This is a genomic window from Streptomyces sp. Ncost-T10-10d, assembly GCF_900091955.1.
In the GTDB taxonomy this organism is placed as follows: domain Bacteria; phylum Actinomycetota; class Actinomycetes; order Streptomycetales; family Streptomycetaceae; genus Streptomyces.
Genome location: NZ_FMDF01000179.1, coordinates 54,352 through 78,414, shown reverse-complemented (window position 1 = coordinate 78,414; position 24,063 = coordinate 54,352). Strand labels below are relative to the sequence as shown.

The following is a 24,063-nucleotide window of genomic DNA, read 5'->3' as shown; positions in this document are numbered from 1 at the left end:
CCCCGGCTTAGCCATCGGCCGGCTCCAGGCCGAGGACATGGCCGGTTCCGAGCCCCGACCGTGACCGAATCTCCCCCAGGATGTGACCTATCTCCTGGGGGAGAGCCATTCCCGCAGGTCACACCCGCAACAGGGTTAAACCCCAGACCCAAAGACCTGTCCAATTCGTGACGTAATGCACTGACACCGGGCGCAGGTAGAGGACAAGCTGAGGTAGGAAGTCGGGGGATCGATTGAAACCGGGAGTATGTCAGTGAGCGCCATGTCTCTTGCCCTGTTGCTGACCACCGCCGCTGCCACGGCCGTCGGCGCTGCCGCTCTGCACGCTGCTCACGGGCTGCGCAAGCAGATCACGGCCCTTCGTACGGAGCTGACCGTGGCCCGCGTCCACGGCGCCGCCGTACCCTCGCAGAGCCGCAACGACGTGTCCACGGCCGCCGAGATACGCGCGGCCGTGGCCGAAGCGCTCGCCGAGGAACGGGAGCGCGAGCTCGCCGAGGCCCGCGCCTTCTGGGCCACCCAGGAAGCGCGCGATGCCGCCGACGCCCCGTCCCTGCTGAGCGGACTGACCGGGATCGGCGAGGACGCGCCGTTCTTCATGCCGCGCCAGGCCGACTTCGCGGGCCTTGAGGCGATGGACCTCGACGCCACCGAGGCGCTCGAAGAGCTGACGGAGCTGGCCGAGCTGACGGACATGACCGAGCTGCCCGAGACGGCGGAGTTCGCCGAGGACTCCCCCGAGCTGGCCGCGGCCCGTCGCCGTCACCCCTCGCACCCCGACTTCGTTCCGGTGCAGACCCCGGTCGTCACCGACCACGAGCGCACCGTGAACCGCCTCGAAGAGCTCGCCGACAGCCGTACGGAACTCGCCGATGTGCGCCCCGGCCCGCTCGGCACCCTCGACGTCTATGTCTTCGCCGACGGCACCACGCTCTGTATGACCCCCGGCCACCGCGAGACGGCCGAGCGCCTCGCCGAGTCGCTGCTCGCGGGCGAGCACCCGGTGCTGCTGGGCGGCTCCGGCGTCTCCGGCGCGTACGCCCTGACCTTCTCCTGCGGCGAGGAGAACATCTACATCCTCGCCGACCGCGTCATCGCCTCGTTCTAGCCCCCGGCACATCCGGGCAGAGCGGCTCTCGCCGGCCCCTGCCCCCGGGCCACCGCCCCGCCCGCCCGCCGCTACGCGAACGCCCGCGCAGCGGCCTCCGCCACGAATTGCACGGCCTCGTCCAGCTCAGCCGACGGGGCCGTTTCCAGTGCCACCGCCAAGTCGCGCCCCGCTACGGCGAGCTGGTCGCCGATCGCGAAGATCCCGGCGTCCGGAATGATCCGCGGTTCCCGGTCCGGCGCCTCGACGCGCTGGGCCCGCAGAGCCAATGCCCTGGCCGTGGCCAGCCCTTCGGCAGCCGCGCCGCGCTGCAGACGGCTCTGCGGTGCGGCGCGCAGCCGGTCGGCGAATCGGTCCACGGCGGTGATCAGCGGGGTCGTATCGAGCACTCCGCGACCCTACGCGCCCTCCCGGGGTGGTTGCCAACGGGCCGATGCTCAGCACGGTGTCGGAAAGGACCAGCCGCGCACAATGCGTCGGAGGCGCCGATGTCCCAGGTCTTCTCCGAAGAGACCCCTCGCAATCTGCTCTCCCGAATCCCCCGCCGCGCCGGTCGTGAAGTCTCCGACCGGCTCCGCACCGTCGAGGAAGGCCCCGCTCTCCGCTTCGAGGAGAAGGTCAGCCGGCTGCGGAGCGAACACGACCTCGCCCACGGACACGCGAAGGCCCTCATTCGCGAGTACGACCTCAGAAGGGCCGCGCGCAAGCCGCTCCAGCCACACGTGAGAAAAGGGGAACGGCCCGCAGGCAGTGCCTGCGGGCCGTTCCGTTCCCGTTGCGGGGCGGTGTGTCAGTCGTCGCCGCTGAGGATGGAGAGCAGACGCAGCATCTCCAGGTAGATCCACACCAGGGTCATGGTGAGGCCGAAGGCCGCCAGCCAGGACTCCTCGCGCGGGGCGCCGAACGCGATGCCGTCCTCGACCTGCTTGAAGTCCAGGGCCAGGAAGCACGCACCGAGGATGATCCCGATGACGCCGAAGAGGATGCCGAGGCCGCCGCTGCGGAAGCCCAGGCCGTCACCGCCGCCGAAGACGGCGAACAGCAGGTTGACCACCATCAGGAGCATGAAGCCCATGGCGGCGGCCATCACGAAGCCGTAGAAGCGGCGGGTGACGCGGATCCAGCGCATCTTGTACGCGAGCAGCACACCGGCGAAGACACACATGGTGCCCAGCACGGCCTGCATCACCACGCCGGGACCGATGTACGTGGAGACCGCGCTGGAGATCACTCCGAGGAAGACACCCTCGAAGGCCGCGTAGGAGACGATCAGCGCCGGGACCGGCTTGCGCTTGAACGACTGGACGAGCGACAGGACGAACGCCACCAGGGCGGCGCCGATCGCGATGCCGTAGGACTTGCCGAGGTTGGCCTCGTCGACCGGCAGCAGGGCCCAGGCAAGCGCGGCGCCGAGCACCACGGTGCCGAGCGTGAGCGCCGTTCGCGTGACGACATCGTCGATCGTCATCGCACCGGAACGCGCCGGTGCCTGCGGGACGCCGTACTGGGTGTCCTGCTGGGCGTAGGGGTTGGTGGTGTACGGGTTGGCGGCGGTGCCCTGCGCGTACGGGTTGGCACCCGCTGCGGGGGCCCCGGCCTGCGGCGCCGCGTTGAAGCCCGCGTATCCGTTGTCGCGGCTGAAGCCCCGTCGCGAGAAGACCGGGTTGCTGCTCCTCATCTCACTCCTCCATGGCCACCCTGCGTGGCCTTCCCATCAGAGTAATGGGTAGGCAAAAGAATCAGGCTAGTGCTTGGGGAGGATCTTTGTGGAAGCCGGCGGCCGACGCGAACCCCGACAGGATGGTCCGGGCGACCCGGAAAACGCCTGACTGTACGAAACCTCGAGGACCGCATCCGGCACGCGACCGTCACGCCGTCACGCCCGCTCAGCCTCATGCGCGAAGTGGTGCCCGGAACCGGACTCGAACCGGTACGCCCCCGAGGGGCAGCGAGGTTTAAGCTCGCCGTGTCTGCATTCCACCATCCGGGCCTGGCGCGCGGCTCCGCGTTGGCACATGACCCTATCCGGGGGCTTCCTCCGATCAGCGGATCAGTGGCGCGATGTTGTCTTATTTTATTGACCGTTTGAGGGGTCGTCAGCACGCGCAAGAGGGCATCGTCACATGCCTGGGCGGGGTAGCGGGCGCGGCGACCGGTAATCCGGATTGACGTAAAGTCGCCGCACCCGGACGGCCCATTCGCCAGGCGCGCGCCAGTGATCGCCATGGGCACGCCACCCTGGCCGGGCGACAGGGGGCCGTGCCGATGTCCTCAGGGTCGGTGTCATACCGCAGGAGGACGCAGAGGTCCCTCGGGTGCGACTCAAGGCGGCCCCTGGAACGGGCACGGGGTCTGACGACCTGCGGCGATACGGCTGTGACGATGGAGGGGTTCCAAAGGCAACCGCAGGCAACCCCGGACGAAGACGTCGGCCGGAGCCCCGAATCAGGAGATTCCCGTGACCACCACTTCCACCGCACACCGCGTCACCACGGTGGCTGCCCGCGCCACGGATCTGTCGAAGGTCTACGGAGAGGGCGAGACCAGGGTCACGGCTCTGGACCGGGTCTCCGTGGACTTCCCGCGGGGCGAGTTCACCGCGATCATGGGCCCGTCCGGCTCCGGCAAGTCCACGCTGATGCACTGCGTGGCCGGCCTCGACAGCTTCAGCAGCGGTTCGGTACGGATCGGCGAGACGGAGCTGGGCTCCCTCAAGGACAAGCAGCTCACCCAGCTGCGCCGGGACAAGATCGGCTTCATCTTCCAGGCGTTCAACCTGCTCCCCACGCTGACGGCGTACGAGAACATCACGCTCCCCATGGACATCGCGGGCCGCAAGCCCGACGCCGAGTGGGTGCGCAAGGTCATCGACATGGTGGGCCTCTCCGACCGGCTGAGCCACCGGCCGACCGAGCTCTCCGGCGGCCAGCAGCAGCGCGTCGCGGTGGCCCGTGCCCTGGCCTCGCAGCCGGAGATCATCTTCGGTGACGAGCCGACCGGGAACCTGGACTCCCGCTCCGGCGCCGAGGTCCTCGGCTTCCTGCGCAACTCGGTGCGCGAACTCGGGCAGACCGTGGTGATGGTGACCCACGACCCGGCGGCCGCCTCCTACGCGGACCGGGTCATCTTCCTCGCGGACGGCCGGATCGTCGACCAGATGATGCACCCCACCGCGGACACGGTCCTCGACCGGATGAAGGCGTTCGACGCCAAGGGCCGCACCAGCTGACGTCCGCCCTTCCCCTCGCCTCTCACCGGAACCCCTCCCCATCCCAGGACTGACAGACATGTTCCGTACCGCCCTGCGCAATGTGCTCGCGCACAAGGCCAGGCTGCTGATGACCGTCCTCGCCGTGATGCTCGGCGTGGCCTTCGTCTCCGGCACGCTGGTCTTCACCGACACCCTCGGCAACGCCCTCCGTAACCAGTCGGCCAAGAGCTACGACGGCGTCGCCGTGGCCGTCACCACCTACGCCGACCAGCGCGACGAGAAGACGCCCGGCATCACCGCCGCCACCCTGAAGAAGATCCAGGGCCTGGACGGCGTCGACACCGCCACCGGCCGGGTCTCCGGCTTCGCCGGGGTCGCCGACCCCGACGGCAAGCTGATCGGCAACGGCTGGTCGAACACCGGCGGGAACTACTCCCCCGGCAAGAACGGCAAGGACTCCGCGTACACCTTCGTCGACGGTACGGGCCCGGTCGCGGCCGACCGGATCGCGCTCGACAAGGAGACCGCGAAGCGGGGCGAGTACCACGTCGGTGACCGGGTCCGGGTCGCCACGAACGGGCCGGTGAAGGAGTACACCCTCTCCGGTGTCTTCACCACCGAGGACGGCGCGGTCAACGCGGGCGGCAGCCTGGTCCTCTTCGACGCCGAGGTCGCCCAGAAGCTCTACCTCAGGCCCGGCGTGTTCAGGGACGTCAACGTGTCCGCCGCGCCCGGTGTCTCCGCCGAGAAGCTGCTGGCCGGAGCGAAGCCGCTGCTGCCCAAGGACGCCGAGGCCAAGACCGGTCAGGCGCTCGCGGACGATCAGGCCAAGCAGATCGAGTCCGGTCTGAGCGGTCTCAACGGGATGCTGCTCGCCTTCGCCGGCATCGCCCTGTTCGTCGGTGTCTTCCTGATCGCCAACACCTTCACCATGCTGGTGGCCCAGCGCACCAAGGAGCTGGCACTGATGCGCGCCGTCGGCGCCTCCCGCCGCCAGGTCAAGCGCTCGGTGCTCCTCGAAGCGGCCGTCGTCGGCGTGATCGCCTCGGTCGTCGGCTTCGCCATCGGGCTCGGTCTCGCCGTCGGACTGCGCTCCGCGATGGGCCTGTTCGGCGGGAAGATCCCGGCCGGACCGCTGATCATCTCGCCCACCGCGGTCATCGCCGCGTTCGCCGTCGGTGTCCTGATCACCGTGCTGGCCGCCTGGCTGCCCGCCCGACGGGCCGCCAAGATCCCGCCGGTCGCGGCGATGAGCAGCGTGCATGCGACGGCCACCGTCAAGTCCCTGGTGCTGCGCAACTCGATCGGCGCGGTGCTCACCCTGCTGGGCGGGGCGGCGATCGTGGCGGGCGCGGCCAAGTCCGGATCGACCGGCCGGACCGTCATCGCCGTGGGTGCCTTCCTCACGCTGATCGGTGTCATCGTGCTGATCCCGCTGCTGTCGCGGCCGGTGATCGCACTGGTCCGCCCGCTGCTGAAGCGGCTGTTCGGGGTCTCCGGCAAGCTGGCCGCGCAGAACGCGGTCCGCAACCCGCGCCGTACCGGTGCCACCGCCTCCGCGCTGGCGATCGGCCTCACCCTGGTCACCGGCATCTCGGTCCTCGGCGTCACCCTCGGCCAGGCGGTCGACCGGATGACCACGGACAACATCAAGGCCGACTACATGGTGACGATGGCGAGCGGCGGTCCGCTCGACGAGTCGGCGCTCACCGCCCTGCAGAAGGCCGACGGGGTCTCGGCGATCTCGCCGCAGCAGGCCACCGCGCTGGAGGTCAAGGGCGAGTACCACGCCGCGTCCGCCGTCATCCCCGGCGAGGTCCAGCAGCTCTTCGCGCTGCCGACCGTCTCCGGCTCGCTCGACGCGCTGGACAGGGGCGAGATCGCCGTCGACGAGAAGACGGCCAAGTCCAACGGCTGGAAGACCGGCGACACCCTTCGGGTGAAGTTCGACGACGACAAGAAGGGCGAGCTCAAGGTCGGGGCGGTCTTCAAGGGGAACGAGATGCTTTCCCCGGTCCTGGTCCCGAAGAACGTCGCCGATACGCACGGCGGCATGTCGGACATCCGCGAGATCTGGCTGAAGATGGACGGCGGCGCGAGCGAGGCCAACGAGCAGGCCCTGGTGAAGGCTCTGGGTGACAACCCGGGGATGAGCATCATGGACCGTCAGGACATCCGTGACATGTTCGGCGGCTCGGTCAACCTCGCGATGAACATCATGTACGGGCTGCTGGCGATGGCGCTGATCATCGCGGTGCTCGGGGTCGTCAACACCCTGGCGATGTCGGTCTTCGAGCGCCAGCAGGAGATCGGCATGCTGCGGGCGATCGGCCTGGACCGGCGCAGGGTGAAGCGCATGATCCGGCTGGAGGCCGTGGTCATCTCGCTCTTCGGCGCGGTGGTCGGTGTCGCGCTCGGCATGTTCCTCGGCTGGGCGATCGGGCAGACCCTGTCGTCGGACATCCCGGAGTACGCGCTGGTCATCCCGTGGGACCGGATCGCGGTCTTCCTGGTGCTGGCAGGGGTCGTGGGTGTGCTGGCCGCGCTCTGGCCGGCCCGCAGCGCCGCGAAGCTGAACATGCTGACGGCGATCAAGACCGAGTAGCGAACCGGACGGCATTTCACCGGACGCGCCCGAGGGCCGGTACCCGCAGCACGGAGCTGCGGGTACCGGCCCTCGGGCCGTCCCGGTGTCAGCCGGTCGCGGACGCCGTCCAGTCGCGGGCCCGCAGCGGCATGCGGGAGGACCCGCCCTCCGCCGGGCGCACCACGAGGATCTGGTTGACGCCGATCTTGTTGTGTTCGAAAGAGAGGGCGGAGGCGGCCATGTAGAGGCGCCAGACCCTGGCCCGTCCCGGCGAGGTCATCCGGACCGCGCGGTCCCAGTTCTTCTCCAGGTTGGTGACCCAGCTGCGCAGGGTCAGTGCGTAGTGTTCGCGGATCGACTCGACGTCACGTGCCTCGAAGCCGGCTTCCTCAAGGGTGGTCACGGTCCGTCCCACCGGGGCCAGTTCGCCGTCGGGGAAGACATAGGCGTCGATGAACTCGTCCACGTGGTACGCGGACTCGTCCTTCTCGGGGCGGCGGGCGATCTGGTGGTTGAGCAGCCGGCCGCCGGGCTTGAGGAGTGCGTAGAGGTCGTCGGCGTACTCGCGGAAGCGGACCGAGCCGACGTGTTCCGCCATGCCGATGGACGAGATGGCGTCGTACGGGCCGTCCCTGACGTCCCGGTAGTCCTGGACCCGGATCTCGATCCGGTCGGTCAGGCCCTCTTCCGCGATGCGCTTCCTGGCGTAGGCGGCCTGTTCGACGGAGAGAGTCACTCCGGTGACCCGGGCACCGTACTCACGGGCCGCGTGGATGGCCATGGAGCCCCAGCCGCAGCCGACGTCGAGGAGGCGGTCGCCCTCCTTCAGAGCGAGCTTGCGGCAGACCAGGTCGAGCTTGTCGCGCTGGGCGTCCTCAAGATTCCCGTCGTCCTCCCAGTAGGCGCAGGAGTAGACCATGGACGGGCCGAGGACCAGTTCGTAGAAGTCATTGCCCACGTCGTAGTGGTGGCTGATGGCCTCCTTGTCGCGGCGCTTGGTGTGGAGGGTGCCGGTGCGGCGGCGTACCTCCTCGGGCGGCGGGGGCGGCGGGAGCCAGGGGCCGGCGAGCTGCAACAGCCCTTTGGCGAAGGCCCGCACCTTTGGGTCACGGACCGGGTGGACGCTGTCCTTGGCCTCCACGCCCCGGTCCCAGATCAGCGAGGCCATCAGATCCAGGGTCTCGTACAGATCTCCTTCGATGTCGAGTTCGCCCGCCACCCAGGCGCGGGCCAGGCCCAGTTCACCCGGCTTCCACAGCAGCCGGCGCAGCGCGCGGCGGCTGTGGATGACGAGGACGGGGGCACCGGGCGGCCCTGATTCGCTGCCGTCCCAGGCCCGGATACGGACCGGCAGCCTTTCTCCCAGCAACTCCTCGGCGAGAGCGGTCAGCCGCAATGCGGCGTCTGCCATGGCGCACACCTCCGTGATGGTGTTCCCAATGTGCACAAACATGTCCAAACATGCCTGCAACCACGCCGAGCACTCGCGGCGCCACGACGAGGTACTACACCGTCAACAGTCCGCGAAGCGCGCACCATCCCGCTACAGCGCAACGGAACGGCAAAATACCTGTACGGCACATGTATCCATTGGTGCACCGCCATCGGGCCCCCGCACCACGCCCCGCCACGCGGCCGGACACGCCGAAGGGGCCGCCCGCACCACGGATGGCGGACGGCCCCTTCGGGCGTTGTGCACGTACTGCGCGGGCGAGTGGACCCGCGGGCGGACTAGGAGGCCTTGGCCTTCTCGCCCTCGGCCTTGACGGCGGCCGGTGCCGGGGCCGGCTTGGCGGCCTCGTAGAACTCCTCGCGCGGCGTCTCCATGGCGCCGAGCGAGACGACCTCGCGCTTGAGGAACATCGCAAGGGTCCAGTCGGCGAAGATCCGGATCTTACGGTTCCAGGTCGGCATCGCCATGCCGTGGTAGCCACGGTGCATGTACCAGGCGAGACGGCCCTTGAGCTTGATCTTCATCTTGCCCATGACGATCATCGCGACGCCCTTGTGCAGCCCCAGACCGGCGACGGCACCCTTGTTGGCGTGGCTGTACTCCTTCTGCGGGAAGCCCCGCATCCCGGAGATGACGTTGTCGCCGAGGACCTTGGCCTGACGCAGCGCGTGCTGGGCGTTCGGCGGGCACCAGGCGTTCGGGTTGCCGGCCCTGCGGCCGACCATGTCCGGAACCTGGGCGTTGTCGCCCGCGGCCCAGATGTAGTCGGTGCCCTGCACCTGGAGCTTCTCGGAGGTGTCCACGTGACCGCGCGGACCGAGCGGCAGACCGAAGCGGGCCAGCGCCGGGTTCGGCTTCACACCGGCCGTCCACACGATCGTGTTGGAGTCGACCTCGAGGCCGTTCTTCAGCACGACATGACCGTCGACGCAGGAGTCCATGGAGGTCGAGAGGAAGACCTCGACGCCACGGGACTCCAGGTGCTCCCGGCCCCAGGTGCCCAGCTTCGGGCCGACCTCGGGAAGGATCTTGTCGGCGGCGTCGACGAGGATGAAGCGCATGTCCTCGCGCTTCACGTTCGTGTAGTACTTCGCCGCGTCGCGGGCCATGTCCTCGACCTCGCCGATGGTCTCCGCACCGGCGAACCCGCCGCCCACGAAGACGAACGTCAACGCCCGGCGGCGGACGTCCTCGTCGGTCGTCGAGTCGGCCTTGTCCAACTGCTCGAGGACGTGGTTGCGCAGGCCGATGGCCTCCTCAATGCCCTTCATACCGATGCCCTGTTCGGCGAGGCCGGGGATCGGGAAGGTGCGGGAGACCGCGCCCATCGCGATGACCAGGTAGTCGAAGGGCAGCTCGTAGGCCTCGCCGACGAGCGGCGCGACCGTGGCGACCTTGCGGTCCTGATCGATGGTCGTGACGCGGCCGGTGAGAACCTCGGCCTTCGGCAGTACGCGTCGCAGCGGGACGACGACGTGCCGAGGCGAGATGCTGCCGGCGGCTGCTTCGGGGAGGAAGGGCTGGTAGGTCATGTACGACCGGGGGTCGACGACCGTGACGGTCGCCTCGCCGTAGCGCATCTTCTTCAGAATGCGCCGAGCTGCGTACAGGCCTACGTACCCACCGCCTACTACGAGGATCCTGGGACGCTCCGTGGTGCTCATGCCATCGAGTATCCACCCCCCTCGGAGGGCATGCTCGTGAGCCCCTTCACAAGGTATGGCCCACCCTCTGCTACACTTCGCCGCCCGCGTGACCGAGGTCATGGCATCGCAGGGGAACCACGATGCAGTGGCGAACGTTGTTCACCGCCTGTGAGCTGGCCCTTGAGCCTCCGAGCCCGGTGAACCACCACTCCGATTCACACATCGGCAACGCGTCCGGAACAGTCCCGTATCGACACGGAACGACCCCGCGAGCGGCCCTGGGTACCCATACGGACCAGAACTGCCCCCCACGGGGCCGAATTCCTTGTGAAGAAGTTCACGAACTTCGTGGCGACGTGTCTCGCGGGGCACCCCCCAGGTGGCCCACGAAGGCTCAAAAGTGCAGGCCGGAGAGCGCATGAGCACCGTTCTCGCACCCTGCCGGAAGGCCCCCGCACGCCTCGCCCGCACAAGCGGACCTATGCGATCGACCAGCCGATTCCGTCGAGGATGTCGTGCTCGCTGACGACGATCTCCTGGGCCCCGGCCCGCTTCATCACGGCGAGCAGGATCAGCGCTCCCGAGGTGATCACATCGACCCGTCCCGGATGCATCGCGCCGATCGCGGCACGCTCGGCGTGGGTGGAGGCGAGGAGCCGTCCGGTGATCTCCTGGACCTGGTCGAGGGAGATCCGGGAGTGGTGGATCGCCTCGGAGTCGTACACGTCGAGCCCCAGGGCGATCGCGGCGACCGTGGTGACCGTCCCGGCGAGACCGACGAGGGTGGCAGCCCCGGTGAGCGGGACGCTCTCCTCGGCGAGATCGAGGGCGGCGTCGATGTCGGCGCGGATCGCGGTGATCTGACCGGGGGTCGGCGGATCACTCACGACACCGTCGTGCACGAGGTGCCGCTCGGTCATCCGTACGCAACCGATGTCCACGGAGCGCGCGGCCCGCACATGGTCGTCGCCGACGACGAACTCGGTGGAGCCGCCGCCGATGTCCACGACGAGATACGGCTTCGCGAGGTGATCTCGGCCCGCGAGCTCCTTGGTGGCGCCGGTGAAGGAGAACTCCGCCTCCTGGTCGCCGCTGATCACCTCGGGTTCGACGCCCAGGATGTCCAGCACGCCGCGGACGAACTCGTCCCTGTTCTCCGCGTCCCGGGAGGCGGAGGTGGCGACGAAGCGTATCTTCTGCGCCCCGTGCTCCTTGATCACCTCCGCGTACTGGCGGCATGCGGCGAACGTCCGCTCCAGTGCCTCGGGCGCGAGCCGGCCGGTGCGGTCGACACCCTGGCCGAGGCGGACGATCTCCATCCGGCGGTCGAGCTCGACGAGCTCACCGGTGGACGGGTCCGCGTCGGCGACGAGCAGACGGATGGAGTTGGTACCGCAGTCGATGGCGGCCACGCGAGTCATGAATGCTCCTGTGGAATCAAGCCCCTCCGGCGATCGAGGAGCGGGGTCCGGGGGCGGAGCCCCCGGGAACGGTCAGGCCTCGTCGCCCGCGTCCGCGGCCTGGCAGGGCGTCACGCAGGGCCCCTTGCGCCACCACTCCGGCAACATCGCGATCGCCTCGTCGCCGAGCGGGTTCACCCCGGGCCCCGCCGCCAGCGAGTGCCCGACCAGCACGTGCAGGCACTTCACCCGGTCCGGCATGCCCCCCGCGCTCGGGAAGCCCTCAAGGACCTCGATGGCGTCGCGCCGGGCGATGTAGTCCTCGTGCGCGGCCCGGTACGCGGCGGCCAGCTCGGGGTCCGTACCGAGGCGCTCGGTCATCTCCTTCATGACGCCGTTCGCCTCCAGTGTGCCGATCGCGGACGCGGCACGCGGGCACGTCAGGTAGTACGTCGTCGGGAACGGCGTACCGTCCTCCAGCCGGGGCTGCGTCTCGACCACGTCCGGGTTGCCGCACGGGCAGCGGTGCGCGATCGCGCGCAGCCCTCGCGGCGGGCGGCCCAGCTGCTGCTGGAACGCGGCGATGTCCGCCTCGGTGGGCGCGGTGGACTCGGTCTGCGGAGGGGGGGTTTCCATGCCTGCCTAGGTTCTGATCGGGCTGCTCGAACTGCGGTTCTGCAGATGGATGAAGGGAGTCAGTCGCGGTCGGCGCTGTCGACGCCGTCCCAGAGGTTGGAGTGCCATGGCCGGCCGGACTCGTCCGTCTCGCCGTTGCGCTCCTTGACCGCGTCGGGGTCGATCACCGTGTAACCGGTCTCCCCGGGGAGAAGGTAGTGCAGGTGCTTGCGGGCCAGCTGCCGGACGTACGCATCGTCCTGGAGACGCGCCTTCTCGTCGCGCAGTTCCTCGGTGCGGGCCGCGGCCTCCTGCGCCTTACGCTCCTGATCGGCGATCTCGTCCCGCTGCGACACGTACTGCCGCATCGGGTACGCGAGCGCGACCACCAGGGAACAGACGACGAGGGCGAGGAACGCCGCCCGGCCGGTGAGCCGGGAGCGGCGGGCCTGACGACGGTTCTGCGACCGGTAGACGCGGGCGGCGGTCTGCTCGCCGAGCAGCCGCAGCCGGGTCGCGGTGGAGAACCGGTCCCGGTCCTTCGCGGCCATGTCTCCGCCTCCCCATTACGCACGTCCGTCCCCGCACACGGTACGGGACCGAGTGCGGGGACGGACGGAGGCCGGGGCCTTCGGCCCTCGAAGGGCCGGTGCTCAGCCCTTGAAACGCGGGAACGCCGAGCGGCCCGCGTACACCGCGGCGTCGTCGAGGATCTCCTCGATGCGCAGCAGCTGGTTGTACTTGGCGACGCGGTCCGAGCGGGCCGGGGCGCCGGTCTTGATCTGACCGCAGTTCACCGCGACGGCGAGGTCGGCGATGGTGACGTCCTCGGTCTCACCGGAGCGGTGGGACATCATGCACTTGAAGCCGTTGCGCTGGGCCAGCTCGACGGCGTCCAGGGTCTCGGTCAGCGAGCCGATCTGGTTGACCTTGACGAGCAGGGCGTTGGCGGAGCCCTCCTCGATGCCGCGGGCCAGACGCTCCGGGTTGGTGACGAACAGGTCGTCGCCGACGATCTGCACCTTGGCACCGAGCTTCTGGGTGATGACGTTCCAGCCGGCCCAGTCGTCCTCGTACAGCGGGTCCTCGATGGAGACCAGCGGGTACGCGGAGACGAGCTCCTCGTAGTACTCGGTCATCTCGGCGGCCGAGCGGGACTTGCCCTCGAACTCGTACTTGCCGTCCTTGTAGAACTCGGACGCGGCGACGTCGAGCGCGAGCGCGATGTCCTTGCCCGGGGCGTAGCCGGCTTCCTTGATGGCCTCGAGGATGAGGTCGAGGGCGGCGCGGTTCGACTCCAGGTTCGGCGCGAAGCCGCCCTCGTCGCCGAGACCGGTCGAAAGACCCTTGGTCTTCAGGACCTTCTTCAGCGTGTGGTAGACCTCGGCGCCCCAGCGCAGGGCCTCGGAGAAGGACTCCGCGCCGATCGGGGCGATCATGAACTCCTGGATGTCCACGTTGGAGTCGGCGTGCGACCCACCGTTGAGGATGTTCATCATCGGGACGGGCAGCAGGTGCGCGTTCGGGCCACCGAGGTAGCGGAACAGCGGCAGGTCGGATGCCTCGGAGGCGGCGTGGGCGACGGCCAGCGAGACGCCGAGGATGGCGTTGGCGCCGAGCGAACCCTTGTTCTCGGTGGCGTCCAGGTCGAACATGGCCTGGTCGATCAGCCGCTGCTCGGTCGCGTCGTAGCCGACGAGCTCCGGGCCGATCTGCTCGATCACGGCCAGGACGGCCTTCTCGACGCCCTTGCCCTGGTAACGGTTGGGGTCACCGTCGCGAAGCTCGATGGCCTCGAACGCACCGGTGGAGGCGCCGGACGGCACGGCAGCACGGCCCGTGCTGCCGTCGTCGAGGCCAACCTCGACCTCGACCGTGGGGTTCCCCCGGGAGTCGAGGATTTCCCGGGCTACGACGACGTCGATGGACGGCACGAGGCATCTCCTTCTGGGATATGACACTGGTTGTGCAGGGTCACTTTGGCCTTGCGACAAGAGCCTAACCGGCCCGGCCCGCTCAGTCGGACGACCGCCCGTCCCCTGGGACGAAAAAGGACCCAGGAGCGAGCATTGCCGGGCAAACGGCCAGAATTTTACTGGCCAGTAACTACAACTGTTGAACGATCACCCATGGCCGGCGCTCCCTGTGCGGCACGCGGCGCTCCCTCTATATAGCGGCGCTCCCTCTATATAGGGGTGACGCACCACACATGGAGCCGGCCCGTCGGTCTTAAGGTGACGCGTCACGCAGAAACCCCGGCCCGGCGCATACGGGGGATTGCGCGCCGGGCCGGGGTGCTCGGGGGGGGGAGAGAGCCTGAACTACTTCGTCAGGTGGAGCTGCTGACCCGGGTAGATCAGGTCGGCGTCCTTGACGATGTCCTTGTTCAGCTCGAACAGCCGCTGCCAGCCGCCCTTGACCTTGTGGTCGGCGGCGATCCTGCTCAGGGAGTCACCGGCGGCGACCTTGTACTCGCCGTCGCCCTTCTTGACCTTCTCGCCGGTCGGGGTGGTGACGGTCTTCTTCGACTCGGCCTGCGGGGCGACGGAGCGGTCCGAGCGGGAGGCGGCCGGGGCCTCGGCGCGCTCGGTCTTCTCCGGCTGGGCCTGCTGCTTCGGCGCGGCCGGGGTGCTCTTCTGCTCGGTGGCGTTGGAGCTGGAGGTGGAGTTCGAGGAGGAGCCGGTGTCGACGCCCGGGTCGACACCGTCGTTGGTCAGGTTGCCGGCGCCGGCGCAGCCCCAGGCACCCGGACCCTGCATGTCGAGCAGCTTCTCGGCGGTGGCGATCTGCTGAGCCTTGGTGGCCAGGTCGGCACGCGGGGCGTACTGCGTGCCACCGGCGGCGGCCCAGCTGGACTGCGAGAACTGCAGACCGCCGTAGTAGCCGTTACCGGTGTTGATGGACCAGTTGCCACCGGACTCGCACTGGGCGACGGCGTCCCAGGTGGCGACGGAGGCGGCGGAGGCGCCGGTCGCGCCCATCAGCGGTACGGCCACAGCGGTACCGGCGACACCGGCGAGCGTGGCGATACGGACGGCCCTGGACGGGCGGCGGTGCTTGCCCTTGCTGGAAAACAGCATGGAACTTCTCCTCACCGACGCCTACGAGGTGAGCTGTCGGGTTCGGGCCAAGTGAGTTGCCCGGTCGCACGTCCTAGCACGCGACTTCACCCCAAGCCGGTCCTGATGCGTCTTTCGACGATCGGGCCCGGCGCTTACCTGGGTCCCCCGCTCCTGCCTACGGCGCTTTACGCGTCTGTTCCCTTCGACCGACGGCAGGATTCGGCGTGACGGTCGACGGGGCCCGCGGTGCGAGCGGTTCCGACCGTAAACATACGCAACCCTCACATTCAAAGAAGGACACATCGGACAATCTTCCTCTACTTGCATCTGAGGAACCGTCGTTTTCGCAGGTGGGAGCGGTGCGGAAGGGTCACCCGGACGTGACATGCCAGTTGACACAAAGAGACCCATGTCTCACTTACACATAAGCGGACATAGGTCTCCGAACTACCCCAGTTTTTGAGGCTGTTCTAAACGATTTTCAGACCGCTCTCACTCGGCCTTCACATCGAGATCGAGGCTCTGGCCAGGGAGGATGAGGTCCGGGTCGGAGCCGACGGCATCCTTGTTGGCCTCATAGAGTGCGGGCCAGCCACCGGAAACCTTCTGTGCGTCAGCAATCGCCCAGAGACTGTCGCCGGGATGCACGGTGTACGTACCGTCGACGGCCGCAGCGCCCGCGTCGCGCGCGCCGGCGTCACCGCGGGAGGCATGGCGGCCCGACTCGCGGTCGTCACCGTTGACGCCCCGACTCGCTTCGGGGGCCGGCGCGCCGCGATGCTTGCCGCCAACACCTCTGGACGAATCGGATGAGCCGGGTGAATCGGGCACCTGGGAGGACGGAGTGGCCGCCTCGGCGGCCGAAGGCTTCGCGGGCGCCTTGGCCTTGCCCGCCGGCTTGTCGGCGCCGCTCGAGCCCTTCGAGCGGCCCTTACCGCCCGAGGCGCTGTCCGACGGCGTGGCGTCGCCGGACGGGGCCGCCGACGCACCATCAGCCGCCTTCGCGCTCTGCGTCGGCGCGGAGGAGGGCGCGGACCCCGGGTCGACACCCGGCAGCGCCCCGTCCACCGCGAGGCCGGAGATGACCGCACAGCTGGGCCATGCCTGCGGGCCCTTGTCGTCCAGGACCTTCTGGGCCACGGCTATCTGCTGCGCGCGGCTGGCGAGGTCCGCACGCGGGGCGTACGCCTCACCGCCATACGCCTTCCAGGTCTCCTGCGAGAACTGCAGACCGCCGTAGAAGCCGTTGCCGAGGTCGGCGCTCCACATGCCGCCGCTCTCGCACTCGGCCACCCGGTCCCAGGTCGTGGCGTCGGCCGCGTGCGCACCGGCCGCGCCCAGCAGCGGGATGGCGATGGCCGATCCGGTCACGCCCGCGGCGACGACGATGGCGGGTGCCTGACGAGGGCGACGGTGTCTGCCGTTCGCGGAGCCCATGGGGTTGCCTTCCGTGTGACTGACGAGTGACTGGTGAGTCGAACGGTGAACCTAGCGGGACTCGAACGCGTGTCACAAGTCGATGCAGCGCAGATCACGTGAAAGTCACAGAGTTGACAGAGTGTCACCTTGCGTCGGAACGGGCCTCGGCGTGAACTCCACGGGCAGACTGCGCAGTCCACGCATGATGAGCCCGCCACGCCATCGCAAATCGGTAGGTTCCACCGCAAGTCGCAGATCCGGAAGGCGCCTCAGAAGCGTCGCGAGCGCGGTCTGTCCCTCCAGCCGGGCGAGTGGTGCTCCCAGGCAGTAGTGGATGCCGTGCCCGTATCCGAGGTGCTGATTGTCACGCCGAGCGAGGTCGAGCGTGTCGGGGTCCTCGAAGCGCTCCGGGTCGCGGTCGGCTGCGGCGAGTACGACGAGTACGGGGTCGCCGGCCGCGATGTCCTGTCCGCCGAGCGTCAGCGGCTCGGTGGCGAACCGCCAGGTCGCCAGCTCCACCGGGCCGTCGTACCGCAGCAGTTCCTCGATCCCGGTCTCCAACAGACCGGTCTCCCCCGCGTCGAGGGAGTGCTGCAGCCGCTCGCGCTGCGCGGGGTTGCGCAGCAGTGCGTACACCCCGTTGCCGATGAGGTTGACCGTCGTCTCGAACCCGGCGAAGAGCAGAATGAAGGCCATGGCCGCGGCCTCGTTCTCGGTGAGGTGCTCGCCGTGGTCGCTGGCCCGGATCAGCCCCGAGATCAGGTCGTCCCCCGGGTTCTCCCGCTTGCGGTGGATCAGTTCGGCGAGATAGCCGCGCATCTTCTTCACCGACCTGGCCACCCCGCCGCGCGGGCCGCCGCCGTGGCGGATCATCATGCCCGCCCAGTCCCGGAAGTCGTCCTGGTCCTCGCGCGGGACGCCGAGCAGATCACAGATCGCGTAGATGGGCAGCGGGAACGCGAAATCGTGGATGAGGTCCGCCTTCCCCTCCGCGATGAAGCGGTCGATGAGGCGGTCCGTCAGTTCCTGTACCCGCGGCGCGAACTCGGCGACCCGGCGCGGAGTGAACGCCTTGGAGACGAGGCGGCGCAGCCGGGTGTGGTCGGGCGGGTCGATGTTCAGCAGGTGCGTCATCAGCTCCGCCTTGCGCTCGCCCGGGATGCCCGTCTTCCCCTTGGCGTGCGCCGGCTCGGCGTGGTGCGCCGGGTTCTTGGAGAGCCGGGTGTCGGCGAGCGCCTGCCGGGCGTCCGTGTACCGGGTCACGAGCCAGGCCTCGACACCGCTGGGCAGCGCGGTCCGGTGCACGGGACTGTGCTCGCGCAGCCAGGCGTAGGCCGGGTACGGGTCGGTCGCGAACTCCCAGGTGAAGAGTTCGGGGGCGTCGGCGGGGCAGGCTGCGGGCTGATCGGCTGGGCGGTCGGCGGGGCTGTGGTTCACCCCCCGACGTTATCCGTTGCCCTCCGCCGCCCGGATGGCGTCCCGGTAGGCGCGGCCCGCGGCCCGCAGTGCGGCTTCGGGGTCGACACCGTCCTGTTCGGCGCGTACGGCGAGGGCGAGGAGCTCGTAACCGATGCCGTCGCCCGTGGGGAGCGCCACATCGAGTCCTGCGGTACGGACCCGGCCGGCCAGTTTCGCCGCGAGCGCCAGTCCGGGCTGGCCGAGCGGGACTCCGTCGGTGACCGAGTCGCGCTGTTTCTCGATGGCCTTGGTCCGCAGCCAGTGGGCGTGTACGTCCTCCGGCGTCTCGGCGGTCTCGTCGCCGAAGACGTGCGGGTGGCGGTGGATCAGCTTCTCGACGAGGGTCGCGGCCACGTCGTCGACGGAGAACGGCTCGTCCTCGGCCTCCTCGGCGATCCGGGCGTGGAAGACGACCTGCAGGAGTACGTCCCCGAGCTCCTCGCGCAGCTCGTCGCGGTCGCCGTCCTCGATCGCCTCGACGAGTTCGTACGCCTCCTCGATGGCGTACTTGGCGAGTCCCTTGTGGGTCTTCTGCGAGGTCCAGGGGCATTCGACCCGGATCCGGTCCATGACCTGGACCAGATCGAGGAGGCGGGCGCCCGGCAGATCGTACGAACCGGGCAGCAGCTCCAGGTCCGGCATCTGTACCCGGCCCGAACCGGCCAGCCGGGCCAGCCCGTCGGTCAGCGGTCCGCTGCCCTCGCCGCCCGTGAGGACGACGACGCTCCGGCCGCCCGCACAGGCGTCGACGAGCTCCTGCGCGGTGGGCGCGCAATGCTCGACGCCGACTCCCGCCTCGCGCAGATACGGCAGCTGCGGGTGGTCCTGCTCGGCGCAGAGCACCCGGTCGGCGGCGTGCAGCGTCCGCCAGGCGGGCCAGGACAGAAGTCCCGGCGCGACGCGGTGGCTGGCGGTGAGCAGGACGATACGGCCGGGGTCTTCAGCGTTCACCGTTCGAATCTACCTCGGTCGGTCCGGCTGCCGTTTCCCACGGTCTTCTAGGCGCCGGACCCGTCGCCCGTCTCTGCGGGCTTGGTGACCTGGGCGATCCAGGGGGCCTTGTAGTTGGCGAGCTGGGTCTGCTTGTTGTCCCAGGCGCCGTAGCGCGGATTGACGTCGACCTTCAGCGCCTTGGACGCCTTGCTGAGCGCATCGCCGACGGCCTTCTGCCCCTCGGGCTGCTGCAGGTCGGCGCCGAGTGCCTGGGCCAGCTTCGTCAGCTGGACCTGCTCGCGCAGGACGGCGTCGATCTGGCCGGGGGCGACCCAGCTCTGCTGGAGCATCGCCGTCCGCAGCTGCGCCTCTCCGCCGGACTGGGCGGCCGCCGCCTTCCGCATCTGCTGGATCTCGTTGCGGCTGACGGTCACACCCGCGTCCTGCGCGGCCCGGTCCAGGACCCGGTCGAAGATCATGCCGTGCAGCTTGGCCCGGCTGAGCTGCCCGGATTTGTCGATGAGCTGGGACGCGTCCTTCGAATCGCGCTGGGCCTCGCGTACAGCCGCCACCTGGCCCTGCAGCGTGGACACCTCGATCCGGTCCCCGCCGACGAGGGCCGCGGCGCCCGGGTGGGCCTGGCCGCCGCAGGCGGTCAGGAGTGGGGCTCCGGCGAGCAGGACGGCGGAGACGGTGAGCGCGGTGCGACGGCGGCGGTGCAAAGGAACCTCCCGGGGAGAGTTTGTGCATCAGTGCACAAGACCTTGCGGTGATCGATGTTAGGCAGTGGATGTGGCTGGGGCCACTGGTTCGACCAACGATTCGGAAGGAGTTGGGGATATGGGCCCGCTCAGGGGTGCCCGACGGCGCTCAGGACATGCGTTCGGCCGCCGGGGCCTTGCTGTCCGGGCGCAGCATGATCGTGCGCGAGACGACGAAAGTGATCGGGATGGCCGCCGCGGCCGCGACCAGCGGCGCGTACCGGCTGCTGAACCCGGCGAGATCGACCAGCAGATAGACACCGCCGGTCGTGATGACGAAGTTGGCGGCGTTGGTGAGCGGGAAAAGCAGGAACTTCCGCCAGGTCGGACGGGTCCGGTAGGTGAAGCAGGAGTTCAGGAAGAAGGAGCCGGTCATGCTCAGCGCAAAAGCGACCACATGGGCGGCGATGTACGGCAGCCAGGTCAGCAGGACGAGGTAGCAGCCGTAGTACGTGCCGGTGTTCACGACTCCCACGAGGGCGAATCGGGCCATCTGTGCCTTGACCGTCATCGGCGTACGAACTCCTCGGGCTCCCGTATCGAGTGCGGCGCCGCCCGGGTGTTCGTGGCCTTCAGCAGAAAGTGCGGGCGCCGCTTCACCTCGTAATAGATGCGGCCGACGTACTCACCGACCACCCCCACTATCACCATCTGTACCCCGGCAAGGGCCGTGACCACAACGATGAGCGTGACATAGCCGGGCGTGTCCACTCCTTTCACCAGGGCGAATCCGACGATCCAGGCGGCATAGGCGAAGGCGACCGACATCAGCACCATGCCCAGGTACAACGCGGCGCGCAGTGGCTTGTTGTTGAACGAAAGCAGTCCGTCGAGTCCATAGTTGAGAAGCTTCCCGAAGGTCCGGGCGGAGCTGCCCTGCTCACGGACGGCATTCTCGTAGGCGAAGGTCGTCGTCCGGAATCCGACCCAGGCGAACAGTCCTTTGGAGAACCGGTTGTACTCGGTGAGTTCGAGGACGGCGTCGACGGTACGCCGGGACAGCAGCCTGAAGTCACCGACTCCGTCGACCAGTTCCACGTCCACCAGGTGGTTGATCAGCCAGTAGTAGGCGCGGGCGCTGACGGTGCGGGTGACGCGGTCGCCCTTGCGCGTGCGGCGGGCGATCACCTGGTCGTAGCCGTCCTCGTGCTCCTGGATCATCCGGCCCACGAGCTCCGGCGGGTGCTGGAGGTCGGCGTCCATGATGACCACCGCGTCACCCTCGGCGTGCTGGAGGCCGGCCAGCATGGCGGCCTCCTTGCCGAAGTTTCGGCTGAAGGAGACATAGCGGGCCCGCGCATCGGCGGCGGCCAGCTCCTGGAGGATCACCAGGGTCCGGTCCGCGCTGCCGTCGTCGACGTAGACCAGCTGGAATTCATGCCCCAGCCTGGTCATTTCGTCCGTGACGCGTTCGTGGAAGCGTTCGAGAATCTCTTCCTCGTTGAAACAAGGCACCACCAGCGAGATCAGCACGGATGCACATCAACCCGTCCACGTGTCGGAACCCGGTGCTCCATATGGCCGATGAGCGTCCATCGCGTGAACTGCCCTATTTCGGCACGGAGTTAGGCGTTCGAGGCCGGCATATTCCTGCGTATGCCGATCTTCCGTCCCCGCCTGTGGGCGGGCTCGCTCGCCGCGCTGCTCACCGTGAGCTCCGTCTGCGCGGGTGACGCCGTGGCGCGCAGCTTTCCGTTCGGGCCGCACACGCGCAACATCAACGACCTGGGCAATCAGTTCGTGCCGTTCCACGCCCGGCTGTGGGACCTGCTGCACGGGAACGCCGACGGCGGGGTGCTGCTCAACTGGTCGTCCGGGTACGGGACCAGCTTCCTGCCGGATCTGGGCACCTATCTGACCAGCCCGTTCGCCCTGCTCGTCGGGGTCTTCCCGCGCGACCGGATGGACCTCGCGGTCTATGTGGTGACGGTCCTGAAGATGGCGTCGGCCGCGGCTCTGATGGCCCTGCTGCTGCTGACGCTGCGCGGCGGGCGCTGGTGGGCGGCGGGGGTGCTCGGTGCTTCGTACGCGCTGTGCGGCTGGTCGGTCGCCGAGGCGTCGTACAACCCGATGTGGCTGGACGGCCTGGTCGCACTGCCGCTGCTCTGCCTGGCCGGGGAGTGGGCCCGGACGGGGCGGCACCGGATCGCCGCGCCGCTGCTCGTCGCTTTGATGTGGGCGGCCAACTTCTACACGGCCTACATGGCGACGCTCGGCGCCGCTCTGGTGCTCGCGGTGCGACTCTTCACGGACCGGGAGGACCGGCGGGCGGTGGCCCGGGGGCTGGTTCGGGTGGTCACCACGGCCGGGGTGGGCATCGGTCTCTCGGCGCCCGTCCTGATCCCCGTCTACCTGGGGACGAAGCACGCCTACCCGGGCTGGAACCGGACGTTCGCGCCCGCCCACTGGCCCGATGTGTTCGCCCGGCTGCTGCCCGCCACGTACAGCTTCTTCACCCCGGCGCTCTTCCTCGGTACGGGCACCCTGCTCCTGGCCTGTGCGCTGGCCTTCCAGCGGTCCGTACCGCGGCGCGAGCGGTGGGCGTGGGCGGGGCTGGTGGCCGGGGTCACGCTGTCGCTGCAATGGGGGCCGACGCATCTGCTCTGGCACGCCTTCGCCACGCCCAACGGCAGTCCGTACCGGCAGACGTTCGTACTGGCCGGGCTGGTGGTGATCGCCGCCTGGATCTCGGTCTCGTACGACTGGCCGGGGTGGCGGGCGCTGGTCGGCGGGGGCGCGGTGCTGCTGCTGATCGGGGCCGGGGCCGGCTTCAGCGACCTGGTCACGCCGTGGACGTATCCGCTGTTCGCGGCAGGTCTGGTGGCGGCGGTCGGGGCGCTGCTGCTGGTCGGCCGCAGCCGGAGATCCGCGGTCGTCGCCGCCGTGCTGCTGGTCGGCGCGCAGGCCGGGCAGGCCGCCGCGACCACCGCCTTCGCCGACCGGCAGCGGCTGAACCGGCTGGACGACTACGCGCCCTGGGGCGAGCGGCAGCGGGCCCAGGCGGCGGCGGTCGCGGGCGCCGACGGCTGGCCGCGCTATCGCACGGACCCCGGCCGCGAACAGACCACGGCGAACGATCCGCTGCTGGTGGGCGGGCAGGGCGCCGCGTACTACAGCAGCCTCACCCCCGATGTGCTGACCCGCACCCTGCGTGCGCTGGGCGACGGGTGGACGTCGAACGGCCGGGCCGTACAAAGTCTCGACAACCCCGTCACGGACGCGGTCTTCTCGGTCGGCGCGCGGGTGCACATGCCGCGCGATCCCCATCAGGGATGGAACGCCCCCGACGAACGGCCGGTGACGGTGAGCCGCGAGAAGGCGCCGCCGCTGGTGACGGTGCGCGGACCGGACACGCCGGTGCCGTACGGCCGTTCACCCTTCCGGAACCAGGAGCGGCTGCTCGGTACGACGGTCTACACGGTGCCGCCGACGGTGCTGCGCGCGGCGGGGGGTGGCGCGGCCGCGGACCGGGGGGCGTACGACTACCGGGTGGGGCGCGGTACGTACACACTGACCGCCCGGTGCCCGGCGGCCTCCGAGGCGTATCTGTGGGCGCCCGACCTGTTCGGCTCGGCACGGCTCGGCAACGGCCCGGAGATCCCGTTCCGGGGGCAGCTGCCGCGCCGACGCGCCCCGATACAGCGCCTGGGCGAGGCGGGCGGGGGCACACCGGTGACGGTCACATTGACCGCCGCACGCGCCGGGACCATGCCGCACGAGGCGATCGGCTGCCTGGACCGGTCCCGGCTGGCCTCGGCGGTCGCCGGGCTGAAGCGCACCGGTGCGACCGCCGTCCATGTCACCGTCGACGGCATACGGGCCGAACTGCCGCCCGGCAGCACCGGAACGGTCGTGATCGCCGCGCCCCGGATCGCGGGCTGGAGCTGCCAGGGGCGGCCCGCCGACAACTATCTGGGCCTGGTCTCCACTCCGGTCCCCGCCCACGGCACATCCGTCGACTGCTCGTTCCGGCCACCCGGCCTGCGGGCGGGCGTGGTGGTGGGGGCGGGCGCGGTGCTCGCCCTGCTGGTGGTGGGAGTGTGGGGGACGCGGCGGCGACGCGACCCGGCCCGCAGTAGCTAGCCGGTCACGATCGCGACCGGGGCGTCCCAGGCGTTCCGGTCGATCGTGAGCGTGCCTCCGGTGTGCGTCACCTTCTTGTTGACGGCGTACTGGTGGCCGCGGCGGTGCCCGGTGTACAGCGTCGAGGCGTACGGGAAGCCCTTGGTGGTGGAGTACACGTCGTCGTAACGGGCGTACCAGAGAATCTCCGGCAGGTCCGCGCGGTCCACGCTTCGCCGCCGACCCGCACCCGATCACCCGGCCCTGCCCGGCCCTCCTCCGCCCCGCCCGCGCAGGGGTTCCCGCGTATGCGGGGCGGCAGCGGCTCTTACGGGCGCTGGTTGATCA

The 24,063-nt window shown here is 69.5% G+C and carries 20 protein-coding genes, 1 tRNA gene, 1 pseudogene and 1 riboswitch; of the genes and pseudogenes, 5 read left to right on the top strand and 17 right to left on the bottom strand.

Annotation, left to right across the window (positions count from 1 at the left end):
* The first annotated feature begins 247 nt into the window (after window positions 1-247).
* Window positions 248-1,108: a hypothetical protein gene (locus GA0115254_RS32430; protein ID WP_176740383.1), complete on the top strand. Its 861-nt coding sequence runs from the start codon at window positions 248-250 to the stop codon at window positions 1,106-1,108.
* Window positions 1,109-1,179: 71 nt separating this feature from the next.
* On the opposite strand, the gene GA0115254_RS32425 is transcribed toward GA0115254_RS32430, so the two are convergent.
* Window positions 1,180-1,497: a hypothetical protein gene (locus tag GA0115254_RS32425; protein WP_093898839.1), complete on the bottom strand. Its 318-nt coding sequence runs from the start codon at window positions 1,495-1,497 to the stop codon at window positions 1,180-1,182.
* 99 nt (window positions 1,498-1,596) lie between these two features.
* On the opposite strand from GA0115254_RS32425, the pseudogene GA0115254_RS46770 reads away from it, so the two are divergent.
* Window positions 1,597-1,821, top strand: a pseudogene (locus GA0115254_RS46770) (DUF4287 domain-containing protein); the annotation flags it as partial.
* 77 nt (window positions 1,822-1,898) lie between these two features.
* Here GA0115254_RS46770 and GA0115254_RS32415 read toward each other — a convergent pair.
* Window positions 1,899-2,786, bottom strand: a complete 888-nt coding sequence (locus GA0115254_RS32415) for a Bax inhibitor-1/YccA family protein (RefSeq protein WP_093898837.1) — start codon at window positions 2,784-2,786, stop codon at window positions 1,899-1,901.
* 226 nt (window positions 2,787-3,012) lie between these two features.
* Window positions 3,013-3,098: transfer RNA gene (locus GA0115254_RS32410), tRNA-Leu, on the bottom strand.
* A gap of 468 nt (window positions 3,099-3,566) precedes the next feature.
* Between GA0115254_RS32410 and GA0115254_RS32405 the strand changes: the two genes are divergently transcribed.
* Complete coding sequence (locus GA0115254_RS32405) at window positions 3,567-4,337, top strand: ABC transporter ATP-binding protein (protein WP_093898836.1); 771 nt, start codon at window positions 3,567-3,569, stop codon at window positions 4,335-4,337.
* Between the two features lie 58 nt (window positions 4,338-4,395).
* Window positions 4,396-6,924 (top strand): ABC transporter permease, encoded by a 2,529-nt coding sequence (locus tag GA0115254_RS32400; protein ID WP_093898835.1) that lies wholly within the window; start codon window positions 4,396-4,398, stop codon window positions 6,922-6,924.
* Window positions 6,925-7,012: 88 nt separating this feature from the next.
* Here GA0115254_RS32400 and GA0115254_RS32395 read toward each other — a convergent pair whose 3' ends face one another.
* The 13 genes from GA0115254_RS32395 to GA0115254_RS32335 all read right to left on the bottom strand — a co-directional run bounded on the left by GA0115254_RS32395 (window position 7,013) and on the right by GA0115254_RS32335 (window position 21,126).
* Window positions 7,013-8,317, bottom strand: a complete 1,305-nt coding sequence (locus tag GA0115254_RS32395) for an SAM-dependent methyltransferase (RefSeq protein WP_093898834.1) — start codon at window positions 8,315-8,317, stop codon at window positions 7,013-7,015.
* Window positions 8,318-8,637: 320 nt separating this feature from the next.
* Window positions 8,638-10,023 (bottom strand): NAD(P)/FAD-dependent oxidoreductase, encoded by a 1,386-nt coding sequence (locus GA0115254_RS32390; RefSeq protein WP_093898833.1) that lies wholly within the window; start codon window positions 10,021-10,023, stop codon window positions 8,638-8,640.
* A 461-nt stretch (window positions 10,024-10,484) separates the two neighbouring features.
* Window positions 10,485-11,426, bottom strand: coding sequence for a Ppx/GppA phosphatase family protein (locus GA0115254_RS32385; RefSeq protein WP_093898832.1), 942 nt, complete (start codon window positions 11,424-11,426; stop codon window positions 10,485-10,487).
* Between the two features lie 72 nt (window positions 11,427-11,498).
* Complete coding sequence (locus GA0115254_RS32380; protein WP_093898831.1) at window positions 11,499-12,041, bottom strand: DUF501 domain-containing protein; 543 nt, start codon at window positions 12,039-12,041, stop codon at window positions 11,499-11,501.
* Window positions 12,042-12,100: 59 nt separating this feature from the next.
* Window positions 12,101-12,571 (bottom strand): FtsB family cell division protein, encoded by a 471-nt coding sequence (locus tag GA0115254_RS32375; protein ID WP_093898830.1) that lies wholly within the window; start codon window positions 12,569-12,571, stop codon window positions 12,101-12,103.
* Between the two features lie 102 nt (window positions 12,572-12,673).
* Window positions 12,674-13,954, bottom strand: coding sequence for a phosphopyruvate hydratase (gene eno, locus GA0115254_RS32370; RefSeq protein ID WP_030926869.1), 1,281 nt, complete (start codon window positions 13,952-13,954; stop codon window positions 12,674-12,676).
* Between the two features lie 387 nt (window positions 13,955-14,341).
* Window positions 14,342-15,100, bottom strand: coding sequence for a LysM peptidoglycan-binding domain-containing protein (locus GA0115254_RS32365; RefSeq protein ID WP_093898829.1), 759 nt, complete (start codon window positions 15,098-15,100; stop codon window positions 14,342-14,344).
* Window positions 15,101-15,103: 3 nt separating this feature from the next.
* Window positions 15,104-15,275, bottom strand: a riboswitch (cyclic di-AMP (ydaO/yuaA leader).
* Window positions 15,276-15,574: 299 nt separating this feature from the next.
* A complete protein-coding gene (locus GA0115254_RS32360) occupies window positions 15,575-16,519 on the bottom strand; it encodes a LysM peptidoglycan-binding domain-containing protein (protein WP_093898828.1) in 945 nt (314 codons plus the stop codon).
* 105 nt (window positions 16,520-16,624) lie between these two features.
* The gene (locus tag GA0115254_RS32355; protein WP_093898827.1) at window positions 16,625-17,938 is read right to left on the bottom strand and encodes a cytochrome P450 family protein; all 1,314 of its coding nucleotides are present in this window, start codon (window positions 17,936-17,938) and stop codon (window positions 16,625-16,627) included.
* Window positions 17,939-17,947: 9 nt separating this feature from the next.
* The gene (locus tag GA0115254_RS32350; protein WP_093898826.1) at window positions 17,948-18,910 is read right to left on the bottom strand and encodes a nucleoside triphosphate pyrophosphohydrolase; all 963 of its coding nucleotides are present in this window, start codon (window positions 18,908-18,910) and stop codon (window positions 17,948-17,950) included.
* Window positions 18,911-18,957: 47 nt separating this feature from the next.
* Window positions 18,958-19,614 (bottom strand): SurA N-terminal domain-containing protein, encoded by a 657-nt coding sequence (locus GA0115254_RS32345; RefSeq protein ID WP_093898825.1) that lies wholly within the window; start codon window positions 19,612-19,614, stop codon window positions 18,958-18,960.
* Between the two features lie 148 nt (window positions 19,615-19,762).
* Window positions 19,763-20,164, bottom strand: a complete 402-nt coding sequence (locus GA0115254_RS32340; protein ID WP_093898824.1) for a GtrA family protein — start codon at window positions 20,162-20,164, stop codon at window positions 19,763-19,765.
* Window positions 20,161-21,126, bottom strand: coding sequence for a glycosyltransferase family 2 protein (locus GA0115254_RS32335; protein ID WP_093898823.1), 966 nt, complete (start codon window positions 21,124-21,126; stop codon window positions 20,161-20,163). The genes GA0115254_RS32340 and GA0115254_RS32335 overlap by 4 nt, the downstream gene beginning before the upstream one ends.
* Window positions 21,127-21,249: 123 nt before the next feature.
* Here GA0115254_RS32335 and GA0115254_RS32330 point away from each other — a divergent pair, with 123 nt between their 5' ends.
* On the top strand, window positions 21,250-23,736 hold the full coding sequence (locus tag GA0115254_RS32330) for a YfhO family protein (RefSeq protein WP_093898822.1): 2,487 nt from the start codon (window positions 21,250-21,252) through the stop codon (window positions 23,734-23,736).
* On the opposite strand, the gene GA0115254_RS32325 is transcribed toward GA0115254_RS32330, so the two are convergent.
* A complete protein-coding gene (locus tag GA0115254_RS32325) occupies window positions 23,733-23,945 on the bottom strand; it encodes a glycoside hydrolase family 25 domain-containing protein (protein WP_093898821.1) in 213 nt (70 codons plus the stop codon). The genes GA0115254_RS32330 and GA0115254_RS32325 overlap by 4 nt on opposite strands.
* Window positions 23,946-24,063: the final 118 nt, after the last annotated feature.